Source organism: Klebsiella sp. JB_Kp042 (assembly GCF_040065275.1).
Classification (GTDB): domain Bacteria; phylum Pseudomonadota; class Gammaproteobacteria; order Enterobacterales; family Enterobacteriaceae; genus Klebsiella; species Klebsiella quasipneumoniae.
This window is the reverse complement of the sequence record NZ_JBEAJL010000021.1, coordinates 12388-25956: the sequence shown is the minus strand read 5'-3', so window position 1 is coordinate 25956 and position 13569 is coordinate 12388. Positions and strand designations below refer to the sequence as shown.

The 13569-nt window shown below is 58.5% G+C and carries 13 protein-coding genes; 4 read left to right on the top strand and 9 right to left on the bottom strand.

Going from position 1 to position 13569, the window contains the following annotated elements; translation table 11 throughout:
* Positions 1-90 precede the first annotated feature (90 nt).
* Positions 91-951: a glycerophosphodiester phosphodiesterase family protein gene (locus tag ABLV54_RS07210; protein WP_032453039.1), complete on the top strand. Its 861-nt coding sequence runs from the start codon at positions 91-93 to the stop codon at positions 949-951.
* A gap of 262 nt (positions 952-1213) precedes the next feature.
* Here the strand turns inward: ABLV54_RS07210 and nqrM are convergent, their stop codons facing one another.
* The 7 genes from nqrM to ABLV54_RS07175 are packed head-to-tail and all read right to left on the bottom strand — an operon-like array spanning position 1214 to position 7274.
* Positions 1214-1429 (bottom strand): (Na+)-NQR maturation NqrM, encoded by a 216-nt coding sequence (nqrM, locus tag ABLV54_RS07205; protein ID WP_004204638.1) that lies wholly within the window; start codon positions 1427-1429, stop codon positions 1214-1216.
* Positions 1430-1431: 2 nt separating this feature from the next.
* On the bottom strand, positions 1432-2655 hold the full coding sequence (gene nqrF, locus ABLV54_RS07200) for an NADH:ubiquinone reductase (Na(+)-transporting) subunit F (protein WP_004204637.1): 1224 nt from the start codon (positions 2653-2655) through the stop codon (positions 1432-1434).
* 12 nt (positions 2656-2667) lie between these two features.
* Positions 2668-3264, bottom strand: coding sequence for an NADH:ubiquinone reductase (Na(+)-transporting) subunit E (nqrE, locus tag ABLV54_RS07195; RefSeq protein ID WP_004177335.1), 597 nt, complete (start codon positions 3262-3264; stop codon positions 2668-2670).
* Between the two features lie 6 nt (positions 3265-3270).
* The gene (locus ABLV54_RS07190; protein ID WP_023288507.1) at positions 3271-3909 is read right to left on the bottom strand and encodes an NADH:ubiquinone reductase (Na(+)-transporting) subunit D; all 639 of its coding nucleotides are present in this window, start codon (positions 3907-3909) and stop codon (positions 3271-3273) included.
* Positions 3902-4696: a Na(+)-translocating NADH-quinone reductase subunit C gene (locus ABLV54_RS07185; protein WP_032453038.1), complete on the bottom strand. Its 795-nt coding sequence runs from the start codon at positions 4694-4696 to the stop codon at positions 3902-3904. The genes ABLV54_RS07190 and ABLV54_RS07185 overlap by 8 nt, the downstream gene beginning before the upstream one ends.
* Entirely contained in the window at positions 4689-5927 is a 1239-nt protein-coding gene (locus ABLV54_RS07180) for an NADH:ubiquinone reductase (Na(+)-transporting) subunit B (RefSeq protein ID WP_050533127.1), read from the bottom strand. The genes ABLV54_RS07185 and ABLV54_RS07180 overlap by 8 nt, the downstream gene beginning before the upstream one ends.
* Before the next feature lie 3 nt (positions 5928-5930).
* Positions 5931-7274 carry a Na(+)-translocating NADH-quinone reductase subunit A gene (locus tag ABLV54_RS07175; RefSeq protein ID WP_050533128.1) on the bottom strand — a complete coding sequence of 448 codons (1344 nt, stop codon included), beginning with the start codon at positions 7272-7274 and terminating at the stop codon, positions 5931-5933.
* A 411-nt stretch (positions 7275-7685) separates the two neighbouring features.
* Here ABLV54_RS07175 and dpaA point away from each other — a divergent pair, with 411 nt between their 5' ends.
* The gene (gene dpaA, locus ABLV54_RS07170; protein WP_023288503.1) at positions 7686-8426 is read left to right on the top strand and encodes a peptidoglycan meso-diaminopimelic acid protein amidase; all 741 of its coding nucleotides are present in this window, start codon (positions 7686-7688) and stop codon (positions 8424-8426) included.
* Here the strand turns inward: dpaA and ABLV54_RS07165 are convergent.
* Complete coding sequence (locus ABLV54_RS07165) at positions 8397-9164, bottom strand: class II glutamine amidotransferase (RefSeq protein WP_004204630.1); 768 nt, start codon at positions 9162-9164, stop codon at positions 8397-8399. The genes dpaA and ABLV54_RS07165 overlap by 30 nt on opposite strands.
* A 74-nt stretch (positions 9165-9238) precedes the next feature.
* Complete coding sequence (lpcA, locus tag ABLV54_RS07160; RefSeq protein WP_004145825.1) at positions 9239-9820, bottom strand: D-sedoheptulose 7-phosphate isomerase; 582 nt, start codon at positions 9818-9820, stop codon at positions 9239-9241.
* A gap of 239 nt (positions 9821-10059) precedes the next feature.
* Between lpcA and fadE the strand changes: the two genes are divergently transcribed.
* Positions 10060-12504: an acyl-CoA dehydrogenase FadE gene (gene fadE, locus ABLV54_RS07155; RefSeq protein WP_032453035.1), complete on the top strand. Its 2445-nt coding sequence runs from the start codon at positions 10060-10062 to the stop codon at positions 12502-12504.
* Positions 12505-12682: 178 nt separating this feature from the next.
* The gene (locus ABLV54_RS07150; RefSeq protein WP_050533150.1) at positions 12683-13453 is read left to right on the top strand and encodes an amidohydrolase; all 771 of its coding nucleotides are present in this window, start codon (positions 12683-12685) and stop codon (positions 13451-13453) included.
* Positions 13454-13569 lie beyond the last annotated feature (116 nt).

Here is a 13569-nt window from a genome sequence, read left to right as displayed (position 1 = left end):
TCATCGCCCAGAAAAGCGGTTAAAACATAAAACCGCAATAAATTATGTTTATTTTCATAATGTTAACCGATAAATCTGGAAGATATAATCATGAAGAAAATACTTACCGCACTTTGCCTGCTGGCCTCCGCCGGCGCCTGGGCCGCCCCGCAGCTGATTGCCCATCGCGGCGGCACCGGCGATGCGCCAGAAAATACCCTGCCGGCCATTAAGCTGGCGCTGGAGAATAACGCCGAGGCCATCTGGGTCACGGTGCAGTTAAGCCACGACGGCGTGCCGGTGCTCTACCGGTCAAGCGATCTTTCCGCATTGACCAATAGCGAGGGCAACGTTTCCAGTTTGACCGCCGCCGAGCTGGCGAAAGTCGATGCCGGCTGGAAATGGGGTGATGACAGCCACCCCTGGCGCGGCAGGCAGGCCACCATTCCCACGCTGCAAGCCGTTTTGCAGCAATGGCCGCACACGTTCTTCTACATCGACATTAAATCTCCGGATGCCGACCCGACCGTGATGGGCGAGCGCCTGCTTGCGGTGTTAAAAGCTACGCACAGCCTCGATCGCGTGCGGGTCTATTCCACCGAAGACCGCTATATCGCCGCGCTGCCGCCGGCTATTCCCCGCTTCGTCACCCGCAGCGAAACCCGCACCAGACTTGCCAGTATTTCGCTCAGCCATCAGTGCCAGCCTGCCAGCCAGCGCGAAGGCGAGCAATGGTATGGGCTGGAGCTGAAGCGCAAGGTAGAGGTGGTGGAGAAATTCACCCTTGGGGAAGGGGTCTCCCCGGCGACGCTCACCTGGGATAAAGAGGCGATGGATTGCTTCCGCTCGCAGGGTAAAGCGCACATTATCTTCTTCGGCATCAACAGTGCGGAAGATTACCGCACGGCGAAAGAGCTGGGCGCTGACGGCGTGATGGTCGATTCCCCGGCGCAAGCGAAAAGCTGGCAGTAAGGGAGTCAATGGCTAAAAAAGGCCGCGAAAGCGGCCTCACGTTGCTGGCATGTTGTTGCCGGGTGGCGGCTACGCCTTACCCGGCCTACCCTTCCAGGACTGGCTGTTAACTCACCGCCGGGCCTGGGGCAGTTGAAACTACCGGTGCTGGCCGGAGCCCGGAGGCGGCGGCGACTGGCCGCCCCCGGTGCGCTCCCTGCGCCATGAGTGGCATCACGCAAAAGAAATATCGGAAGCGCAATCTGCCCGGAAACCTCACAGATTACAAAATGCGCCGCTGCTGGCGCTGCGCCTCGCGGGCGAGACGTTTCTTTCGCGCGTCGCAAGGCTCAGGACAGTCGCAGACTTTCTCCAGTCCCAGCGAGGAGATCCCGCCGCAGCTGCCCTGAATGCTCTTGCGCTTCACCAGGTAGCCCAGCGACATCCCGAGGATCACCAGCGCAAAAATCACAAAGGTTGCGACAAACACCGTCAGCATCGTCAGCCTCCAAAGTCGTCGAGCAGAATATTCTCGTCCTCGACGCCCAGATCCTTCAGCATCTTAATCACCGCGGCATTCATTACCGGCGGCCCGCACATGTAGAACTCGCAGTCTTCCGGCGCCGGATGATCGCGCAGATAGTTCTCGTACAGAACGTTATGGATAAAGCCGGTATGCCCCGTCCAGTTATCTTCCGGCAGCGGATCGGAGAGCGCAACGTGGAAGGTAAAGTTCGGGTTATCCCGCGCCAGCTGTTCAAACTCATCATCGTAGAACATCTCGCGCAGCGAGCGCGCTCCGTACCAGAAGCTGATTTTGCGTGTGCTGTGCAGGCGCTTGAGCTGGTCGAAAATATGCGAACGCATCGGCGCCATCCCGGCGCCGCCGCCGATAAACACCATCTCGGCGTCGGTCTCTTTGGCAAAGAACTCGCCGAACGGCCCCGAAATCGTCACCTTATCGCCCGGCTTCAGCGACCAGATATAGGACGACATGATCCCCGGCGGGGCATCCGGCACCTTCGGCGGCGGCGTCGCAATGCGTACGTTGAGCATAATGATGCCCTTCTCTTCCGGATAGTTAGCCATCGAGTAGGCGCGCAGGGTCGGCTCTTTCACCTCAGAGACGTAGCGGAACAGGTTGAACTTGTCCCAGTCCGAGCGGTATTCATCCGGGACATCGAAGTCAGCATAGGCCACTTTATGCGGTGGGCATTCGATCTGAATATAGCCCCCGGCGCGGAACGGCACCACCTCCCCCTCGGGGATCCGCAGCTTGAGCTCTTTAATGAAAGTGGCTTTGTTATCATTGGAGATAACTTCGCATTCCCATTTTTTGACGCCGAAGATTTCTTCCGGTAGCTCAATCTTCATGTTTTGCTTCACCGCGACCTGGCAGGCCAGACGGCAGCCGGCTTTGGCTTCGCGTTTGGTAATATGCGAAAGCTCGGTCGGCAGGATATCGCCGCCACCCTCTTTGATAGTCACCCGACACTGGCCGCAGGAGCCGCCGCCGCCGCAGGCGGAGGAGACAAAAATCCCGTTGCTGGACAGCGTGTTCAGCAGCTTATCCCCCGCCGGGGTACGGATCTGCTTATCCGCTTCGTTATTGATCTCAATAACCACGTCGCCCGCGTTCACCAGCTTTGAGCGCGCTGCCAGGATAAGCCCCGACAGCACCAGCACAATCAGCGTGAACATCACGACGCCAAGAATAATTTCCATACTTATTCGCCCTTATAGCTGCACGCCGGAGAAGGACATAAAGCCCAGCGCCATCAACCCGGTAGTGATAAAGGTGATCCCTAACCCGCGCAAACCGGCAGGCACGTTGGCGTACTTCATCTTTTCGCGGATCCCCGCCATCGCCACGATCGCCAGCATCCAGCCGATGCCGGAGCCGAAGCCGTAAACGATGGATTCCGGGAAGTTGTAATCACGCTGCACCATGAACGACACACCGCCGAAAATCGCGCAGTTAACCGCAATCAGCGGCAGGAAGATCCCCAGCGCGTTGTATAGCGCCGGGAAGTACTTATCGAGGATCATCTCGAGGATCTGCACCAGCGCGGCGATCACCCCGATAAAGGTGATGAAGTTCAGGAAGCTGAGGTCTACCCCCTCCACCAGCGCGCCGTCGCGCAGCACCAGGTTATACACCAGGTTGTTGATCGGTACGGCAAGACCCAGCACCACCGTCACCGCAACGCCGAGGCCGAAGGCGGTGGAGACCTTTTTCGACACCGCGAGGAAGGTACACATCCCGAGGAAAAAGGCCAGCGCCATGTTCTCAACAAACACCGCGCGGACAAACAGGCTAATGTAATGAGCCATCATCGATTACTCCTTTTCCTGCTGTTCAGGCTTCCAGCTACGCAGGGCCCAAATCAGTAAACCGATAATGAAGAACGCGCTCGGCGCCAGCAGGAACAGGCCGTTCGGCTGATACCAGCCGCCGTTCTGCACCGTCTCCAGCACCGTGATACCGAACAGCTTGCCGCTGCCGATAAGCTCGCGCAGGAAGCCGACGATAATCAGGATCGCGCCGTAGCCGAGACCGTTGCCGATACCGTCCATAAAGCTGGCCAGCGGCGGCGACTTCATGGCGTAAGCTTCGGCGCGGCCCATCACGATGCAGTTGGTGATGATAAGCCCGACGAATACCGACAGCTGCTTGGAAGTCTCATAGGCGAAAGCCCGCAGTAGCTGATCCACCACGATAACCAGCGAGGCGATGATCGCCATCTGCACGATGATGCGCACGCTGTTGGGAATGTGGTGGCGGATCATCGAGATAAACATGCTGGAGAACGCCGTCACCAGGGTCACCGCAATGGTCATCACGAAGGCGGTTTCCAGTTTAGTGGTGACCGCCAGCGCGGAGCAGACGCCCAGCACCTGCAGGGCGATGGGGTTATTGGCGATGAGCGGCCCCACCAGCACGCGCTTCACCTCTTTCATCTCGCTCTGTTCAGCCATTGTTCAGCCCTCCTTCACGCACCTTTTTCAGGAACGGACCAAAGCCCAGTTCACCCATCCAGAAATCAAAGCTGTGCTGTACGCCATTTGACGTCAGCGTGGCGCCCGATAAGCCATCAACCGCATGCAGGTCACCAGCGCGCGCGCCGCCTTTGACCACTCTCAGCGCCGGCATGCCGTTGTCATCCAGCACCTGCTTGCCGACAAACTGCTGGCGCCAGTTCGGGTTCTCCACTTCGCCGCCCAGCCCCGGGGTCTCCCCCTGGTCATAGTAGGTAATGCCTTTCACCGTGCGGCCATCGACGTCCAGCGCCACGAAGGCGTACATCATCGACCACAGGCCATTGCCATAAATGGGCAACACCACCTGCTCAATCTTCTGCTGCGCGTCGCGCACCAGGTAGATTTCCGCCAGATTGCTGCGGCGTTTAATCCCCGCCGGATCCTGGCTGGCATCCAGCGCCATACTCTGCTGCGGATCCTTCAGCGCCTGGGCCTGATTGAATTTTGCCGGGTCTTTCTCCAGCAGCTCGCCGGTCGCCAGATTCACCAGTCGCGGCGAAATGCGCGCCGCGAAGGTGTCGGCGACCGCATCAGCATCCATGCCGGGCTGCATCAGGCCGGACACCGCCAGGATATTACGCTGCTTATCCAGCGCCCGCTGCGCCTGCTGGCGGGATTTCAGCCCCACGGCCGAGCCCGCTACCACGATGGAGCAGACCAGACAAAGCACCAGCACCACCAGCAGCGTTTTGCCGATGCTATCGTTACTTTTCTTCTCAGCCACGCGACTTCCTCCGCTTAATATTGGCCTGCACCACCAGATAATCGAACAGCGGTGCGAAGAGGTTGGCGAAGAGGATCGCCAGCATCATCCCTTCCGGATAAGCCGGGTTCACCACGCGGATCAGCACGCACATCACGCCGATCAGCACGCCGTAACTCCATTTCCCTTTATCGGTAAACGAGGCGGATACCGGGTCCGTCGCCATAAACATCATGCCGAAGGCGAAGCCGCCGAGTACCAGATGCCAGTACCATGGCATAGCGAACATCGGGTTGGTGTCGGAGCCGATAACGTTAAACAGGGTAGCGGTGGCGACCATGCCGATCATCACCCCGGCGACGATGCGCCAGGACGCGACGCGGCCAAAGAGGATGATCGCGCCGCCGATCAGGATCATTAGCGTGGAGACTTCGCCAATCGAGCCCGGAATATTGCCGAGGAAGGCGTCCATCCAGCTCACCGGGATGCCGGTAGCGACGTTAACCAGCGCTTCACCGCCGCCGCTGGCCCACTGGGAGAGCGGCGTAGCGCCGGAAAAACCGTCCGCCGCCGTCCACACCAGGTCGCCGGAGATTTGCGCCGGATAGGCGAAGAACAGGAACGCGCGCCCTGCCAGCGCCGGGTTGAGGAAGTTGCGCCCGGTACCGCCGAAAATCTCTTTAGCGATCACCACCCCGAAGGAGATCCCCAGCGCCGCCTGCCACAGCGGCAGCGTGGGCGGGACGATCAGCGCGAATAGAATCGAGGTGACAAAGAAGCCTTCGTTGATTTCATGCTTGCGCATGATAGCGAACAGCACTTCCCAGAAGCCGCCGACGATAAAGACGGTGATATAGATCGGCAGGAAAAAGACCGCCCCCAGGGTCATCATGCTCAGCCAGCCGGCGTCGGCGCTGAAGCTCACCCCTAACCACTGGGCGACGCTATAGTGCCAGTTGTTGGCGATCGCCTGCTGCAGTTGTTCGGCGCCGTAAAGCTTATGCAGCGCCGGTATGGTCTGCAGCCCGACGTTATACATCCCCCAGAACATCGCCGGAAAGACGGCAAACCACACGAGGATCATCAACCGCTTGAGGTCGATGGCGTCGCGCACATGCGCCGCGCCGCGGGTGACCTGGCCTGGGGTGTAGAAGATGGTCGCCGCCGCTTCATATAGCGGATAATATTTTTCCAGCTTGCCGCCGTGCGTGAAATGCGGCTCAATTTTTTCAATCAGATGCTTTAAGCCCATCTCTTATCCTTCCTGCTCAATCCGGGTTAATACGCTGCGCAGCGCAGGGCCATATTCATACTTACCGGGGCAGACGTAGGTGCACAGCGCCAGATCTTCTTCATCCAGCTCCAGACAGCCCAGCGCCTGAGCGCTGTCGGTATCCCCGGCCAGCAGATCGCGCAGCAGTATGGTCGGCAGGATATCCAGCGGCATCACCCGCTCGTAGTTGCCGATCGGCACCATCGCCCGCTCGCCGCCGTGGGTATCGGTAGAGAAATGAAAGCGCTTGCGCCTGAAGAAATGGCCCAGCGTGGTGCGGGTAATCGAGAATTTCTCTTTGCCCGGCATCACCCAGCCGAAGAGCTCTTTTTCCCGCCCTTCTTTAACCACGCTCACCTGCAGATGGAAGCGCCCGAGGAAGGCGTGAGGACCATGGGCGCGGGTGCCGCTGAGCACCGAGCCGGAAATGACCCGGTTTTCCCCCTCCTGCAACTCGCCTGCCAGCAGATCGTCCAGGCTGGCGCCCAGCGTCGTCTTGACCAGTCGCGGCGATATCACCTGCGGGCCGCCGAGCGCGATCACCCGTTCGCAGTAGAGCTCCCCGTCGAGGAAAAGCTTACCAATGGCGATCGCGTCCTGATAATTGAGGTGCCAGACCTGCTTATTCAGGCTCACCGGCTCGAGGAAATGAATATGCGTTCCCGGCAGCCCCGCCGGGTGCGGCCCGCTGAACTGGTTAAAACTGACCTGGCCGACAGGATGACCGCCGAGCTTGCCGCCGCTGGGCTGGCAGACGTGGACTTTCCCGTCGGTCAGACGCGTAAGCACGGTAAGGCCAGCGTCGAAAGCGGCCCGTTCGGCCAGAATAATCGGCTGCGGCTCCGCCGCCAGCGGATTGGTATCCATAGCGTTGACAAAGATGGCGGCCGGCACGCTGCCAGGGAGCGGCGTTTTACTGAATGGCCGTGTGCGCAGCGCGGTCCACTGGCCCGACGCCAGCAGCTGCTGCTGCACGGTGTCGCGCGGCAGTTCAGCCAGCGCGTCCGCGGCGTAACGCGTAAACGCCACCGCGTCATTGCCCTCGATATCAATCACCACCGACTGCAACACGCGCCGTTCACCGCGGTGGATCGCGCTGACGACCCCGTTCGCCGGGGCGGTAAAGCAGACGCCGGGGTTCTTTTTATCTTCGAACAGGATCTGACCTTTTTTGACCCGATCGCCTTCTTTGACCGCCATGGCGGGACGCATGCCGACGTACTCTTCGCCGAGTAGCGCGACGCGCTTCACCGCTGGCGCGGGAGAAATCTGCTGTAATGGCATGCCAGCTATGGGCAAATCCAGCCCTTTTGTGATTTTAATCATATCGTTAGCAGGTATCCGTAACCTCAACCCCGACGCAGGCCGGGGCCAGCTTATTGACAGAATGGCAGAGAAGAAAGGGCAAAACGGCGCCAGATGCGCTCAGGACGGAAGAGAAGCATCCTTTCTTACTCTGGTGATGAACCGGCGCAAGTGTAACATTTCGTGAGCGTCGGCTGTAGCGCGAGAGGCAATAAGTGCTTCTAAAATGCGAGCTATTGCGCAAAGTTCTCACTGTGTTTTCGTCGCTGGCGGGGTATAAAGTGAGGCGGAATTGTAAACGCCGCCACGTCGCCCTTGCGAAAAAATGCCGTGATGCTAATGTGAGCGCTCTAAATCCAGAAAACTCTGATTTCGGGTCTCTCTTGCCGTCCTGGCAATGTGGCTATTTTGTTTTATCAAGGAACAAGCAGTATGCGCAAAATCGCATTATTTATTGCGATGCTTCTGCTGCCGTGCATGTCATTTGCCGGGCTGCTCAGCAGCAACAGCCCGACGACGCCGGTTAGCAAAGAATATAAGCAGCAATTAATGGGTTCACCGGTTTACATTGAGATCTTTAAAGAAGAGCGCATGCTCGACCTTTACGTCAAAATGGGTGAGACCTACCAGCTCCTCGACAGCTATCGGATCTGCAACTACTCCGGAGGCCTGGGCCCGAAACAGCGCCAGGGCGATTTCAAGAGTCCGGAAGGGTTCTATAACGTCACCCGCAGCCAGCTCAAACCCGACAGCCGCTTCTATAAAGCGATCAATATCGGCTTCCCGAACGCCTACGATCGCGCCCATGGTTATGAAGGGAAATACCTGATGATCCACGGCGACTGCGTCTCTGTCGGCTGCTACGCCATGACCGACAGCGGGATCGATGAAATCTTCCAGTTCGTGACCGGCGCCTTAGTCTTCGGTCAGCCAAGCGTGCAGGTGAGTATCTATCCGTTCCGCATGACCAACGCCAATATGGAACGCCACAAATACTCCTACTATGCGGATTTCTGGAAACAGCTGAAGCCTGGCTATGATTATTTCCAGCAAACCCACAAACCGCCGGTCGTATCAGTGACCGACGGCCGCTATGTGGTGAGCAAGCCGCTCAGCCACGAGGTTGTCCAGCCGCAGCTGGCCTCAAACTATACGCTCCCCGAGACAAAATAACGCCCACTCGCCTGGCATGATCTTATGCCAGGTCTCATTGGCCGTCAGCGGCTGCGTGGCGATAACCGTGACCACATCGTTGGGTGTGGTCTCGCGTTGAAAGTCGATCTCCACATCCTGGTCCAGCAGTTTTGCCACGCCGAACGGCGCCCGCCGGGTGATCCAGTGCAGGTTGGTCGAGCAGAACGCCATCACATAGCGTCCGTCCGACAGCAGCATGTTGAACACCCCTTTCTCACGCAGTTCCCCCGCAAGGGTGGCGATATACTTAAATACTCCCAGCATATTGCCCGGCGTACGCGGGTAGCGCTCGGTTAAGCGGTGCAGCAGCCAGCAGAAGGCCTTTTCACTGTCGGTTTCACCTACCGGGTGGAAATTGCCGGTTTTCAGCGATTTATAGCCTTTGAGCTGCCCGTTGTGCGCGTAGGTCCAGTTACGCCCCCACAGCTCGCGGGTGAACGGATGCGTATTCTCCAGGGCCACCATCCCGCGATTGGCCTGGCGGATATGCGCGACGACGGAACAGGACTTAATGGGGTAATCCTGGACCAGTTTCGCGATCGGCGACTGAAAGCTCGGCTGCGGATCTTTGAATGTGCGACAACCTTTGCCTTCATAGAAGGTGATGCCCCAGCCGTCTTTATGCGGCCCCGTCCCGCCTCCGCGCTGTACCAGCCCGGTAAAGCTAAAACAGATATCTGTTGGCACATTGGCGCTCATCCCGAGCAGTTCGCACATAGATCACCTCACCATCACAAATCACGACGGCGCCGAAGCGAGGCCGCCGTCAACAGTACACACTCACCTGCCTGTTAGCCTTTCGCCATCTCTTTTTCGATCAGCATAATCAGGATATGGATCACTTTGATGTGGATCTCCTGAATGCGGTCGGCGTAGCCAAAGTGCGGCACGCGAATTTCCACATCGGCGCTACCGGCCATTTTACCGCCGTCCTTACCGGTCAGGGTGATCACTTTCATCCCCTGCGCCCGCGCGGCCTCAATGGCCTTGATTACGTTGCCGGAGTTGCCGGAGGTGGAGATGCCGAGCAGCACATCGCCCGCGCGGCCGACGGATTCAACGTAGCGGGAGAAGACATACTCATAGCCAAAATCATTGCTCACGCAGGAGAGATGGCTGACGTCGGAGATCGCAATGGCCGGATATCCCGGGCGGTTTTCGCGATAACGTCCGGTCAGTTCTTCCGCAAAATGCATCGCATCGCAATGGGAACCGCCGTTGCCGCAGGACAGCACTTTACCACCCGCCTTAAAGCTATCCGCCAGCAGGACAGCGGCACGCTGGATAGCATGGATATTGGCTTCGTCCTGCAGAAAGTTAGCCAGCGTTTCCGCGGCTTCGTTCAGTTCGTTACGAATAAGATCCTGGTACATGAGGATAATCCTTCAGTATGAGTGGAATAACCCTGGCAGTGTACCGGATAGCCGCCGAAGCGAGAAGCAGCAGGCTGCGTTATCCCCCGCCCTTTTGATTTTATGTGCCGCTTTTGCATACAACAATGTGAGCAAGGTTGTAATTATTTTGTAAACACATTGCTAAATAAAAAGGCATGCACTACAACCAATACATCACAAGTGGTCAGACCTCCTACAAGCACAGGGAGCATTTCTCTATGATGATTTTGAGTATTGTTGCAACCGTTGTTTTACTCGGTGCGCTCTTCTATCACCGGGTCAGCCTGCTACTCAGCAGCGTGATCTTGCTCGCCTGGACCGCAGCGCTCGGCGCGGCCGGTCTGTGGAATATCTGGCTGCTGCTGCCGCTGGCGATCATTCTGTTGCCGTTTAACTTTGCGCCTATGCGTAAATCCATGATTTCCGCACCGGCGTTTCGCGCCTTCCGCAAGGTCATGCCGCCGATGTCGCGTACCGAAAAAGAGGCCATCGACGCCGGGACCACCTGGTGGGAGGGGGATCTGTTTCGCGGTAATCCTGACTGGCATAAGCTGCATAACTATCCGCAGCCGCGCCTGACCGCCGAAGAGCAAGCCTTCCTCGACGGCCCGGTGGAAGAAGCCTGCCGGATGGCTAACGACTTCGCCATCACCCACGAAATGGCCGATCTGCCGCCGGAGCTGTGGGCGTATCTGAAAGAACACCGCTTCTTCGCGATGATCATCAAGAAAGAGTATGGCGGGCTTGAATTCTCCGCTTATGCCCAGTCGCGGGTGCTGCAGAAGCTCTCTGGCGTCTCCGGCATTCTGGCGATCACCGTCGGCGTTCCGAACTCACTGGGGCCGGGCGAGCTGCTGCAGCATTACGGTACTGAAGAGCAGAAAAACCATTACCTGCCGCGTCTGGCGCGCGGGCTGGAGATCCCCTGCTTCGCACTCACCAGCCCGGAAGCGGGCTCCGACGCCGGCGCCATCCCGGATACCGGCGTGGTCTGCATGGGCGACTGGCAGGGCCAGCAGGTGCTGGGTATGCGCCTGACATGGAACAAACGCTACATTACGCTGGCGCCTATCGCCACCGTGCTGGGACTGGCCTTTAAACTTTCTGACCCGGATCGTCTGCTGGGCGGGGAAGAAGAGCTGGGCATCACCTGCGCGCTGATCCCGACCTCCACCCCGGGCGTGGAAATTGGCCGTCGCCACTTCCCGCTTAACGTCCCGTTCCAGAACGGCCCAACCCGCGGCAAAGATATCTTCGTGCCGATCGATTACATCATCGGTGGGCCGGGGATGGCCGGTCAGGGCTGGCGCATGCTGGTTGAATGTCTGTCGGTGGGCCGCGGTATTACGCTGCCGTCCAACTCCACCGGCGGCCTGAAATCGGTGGCTATGGCGACCGGGGCTTACGCCCATATTCGCCGCCAGTTCAAAATCTCGATCGGTAAAATGGAAGGCATTGAAGAGGCGCTGGCGCGCATTGCCGGTAATGCTTATGTGATGGATGCTGCGGCCTCGCTGATTACCTACGGCATTATGCTCGGCGAGAAACCGGCGGTGCTCTCCGCGATCGTGAAATATCACTGCACCCACCGCGGCCAGCGCTCCATTATCGACGCAATGGATATTACCGGCGGGAAAGGCATTATGCTGGGCGAAGGCAACTTCCTCGCCCGGGCATATCAGGGCGCGCCTATCGCCATCACCGTGGAAGGTGCGAACATTCTGACCCGTAGCATGATGATCTTCGGTCAGGGTGCGATTCGCTGTCATCCGTACGTGCTGGAGGAGATGGCTGCCGCGCAGAACAACGACCTGAACGCCTATGACAAGCTGCTGTTCAAACATATCGGCCATGTCGGCAGTAACAAAGTACGGAGTTTCTGGTTGGGCCTGACCGGCGGACGCACCAGCAGCGCGCCGACCCGCGACGTCACCCGCCGCTACTATCAGCAAATGAACCGTCTGAGCGCTAACCTGGCGCTGCTGTCAGACGTCTCGATGGCGGTGCTGGGGGGCAGTCTCAAGCGTCGCGAACGTATCTCCGCGCGTCTGGGGGATGTGTTAAGCCAGCTGTACCTGGCCTCGGCGGTGCTGAAACGCTATGACGATGAAGGACGCAATGAAGCCGATCTGCCGCTGGTTCACTGGGGGGTGCAGGATGCGCTGCATCAGGCCGAGCAGGCCATCGACGATCTGCTGAAAAACTTCCCCAACCGTCTGGTGGCTGGCGCAATGCGCCTGGTCATCTTCCCGACCGGTCGTCATCATCATGCGCCGTCGGATAAGCTGGACCATAAAGTCGCTAAAATTCTGCAGGTGCCCAGCGCCACCCGCTCCCGCATCGGTCGCGGTCAGTACCTGACGCCGAGCGAGCATAACCCGGTCGGCCTGCTGGAAGAGGCGCTGCTGGAAGTGATGGCGGCCGATCCTATCCACCAGCGTATCTGCAAAGAGTTGGGTAAAAATCTGCCGTTCACCCGTCTCGACGAACTGGCCGCCCATGCCCTGGCGAAAGGCTTAATCAGTCAGGATGAAGCCGCCATTTTGACCCGAGCAGAGCACAGTCGCTTGCGCAGCATTAACGTTGACGACTTTGCGCCAGAGGAGCTGGCAACCCAGCCGGTAAAGCTGCCGGAAAAAGTTCGCAACGTTGAAGCCGCATAATAAAACAACAACCACATCACACGCCGGGCGGGGAATTTTCCCCGCCTTTTTTTCGTCTCTCCTTCCCCCGCCGTTCCTGTTAGTAGCATTTTTTTAACAAAATATTCCGCGGACCGCCGCGAGGCTGATAAGGTGTTACAGTTAACCTAACCCCCTCATGAGAATGGAGTTGACCATTGTGCCTGGCCTGAAAATTACGCTGTTGCAACAACCGCTGGTCTGGATGGACGGCCCTGCTAACCTGCGCCATTTTGATCGCCAACTGGAAGGGATTGTCGGGCGCGATATCATTGTTTTACCTGAGATGTTTACCACCGGCTTTGCGATGGAAGCGGCAAAACAGTCTTTACCCGAGGCCGAGGTGGTAGCGTGGATGCATGCCAGGGCGGCGCAAACCCAGGCGCTGATCGCCGGCAGCGCGGCGCTGCAAACTGAGCGCGGGGCCGTTAACCGCTTCCTGCTGGTCGAGCCTGACGGCACGGTCCATCATTATGATAAACGTCACCTGTTTCGTATGGCGGATGAACACCATCACTATAAGGCCGGAGACAAGCGCGTGGTCTTTGAATGGCGCGGATGGCGGATCCTGCCGCTGGTCTGTTACGACCTGCGCTTTCCGGTATGGTCGCGTAACCTTAACGACTATGATTTGGCGCTGTATGTGGCGAACTGGCCGGCGCCGCGCTCGCTGCACTGGCAGTCGCTGCTGGTCGCCCGCGCGATTGAGAACCAGGCCTACGTCGCCGGCTGTAACCGGGTCGGCACCGACGGCAACGGCCATCATTACCGCGGCGATAGCCGGATTATCAGTCCCCAGGGGGAGATTGTCGCCACCGCCGATCCGCATCAGGCCACTCGTCTTGACGCCGAACTGTCGCTGAGCGCCCTCCAGGAATATCGTGAAAAATTCCCCGCCTGGCGCGATGCCGATCCTTTTACTCTGGATTAATCCCCCTCCGCTTTCTTCCCCCTTCTGCAGGAAAAGAAAGCGGAATTTCCTCTTGCCGCGCCCAACAGAATATTTACAGGGCGCCCTTCATTTCTGTTCTACACTCATTAAAAGGC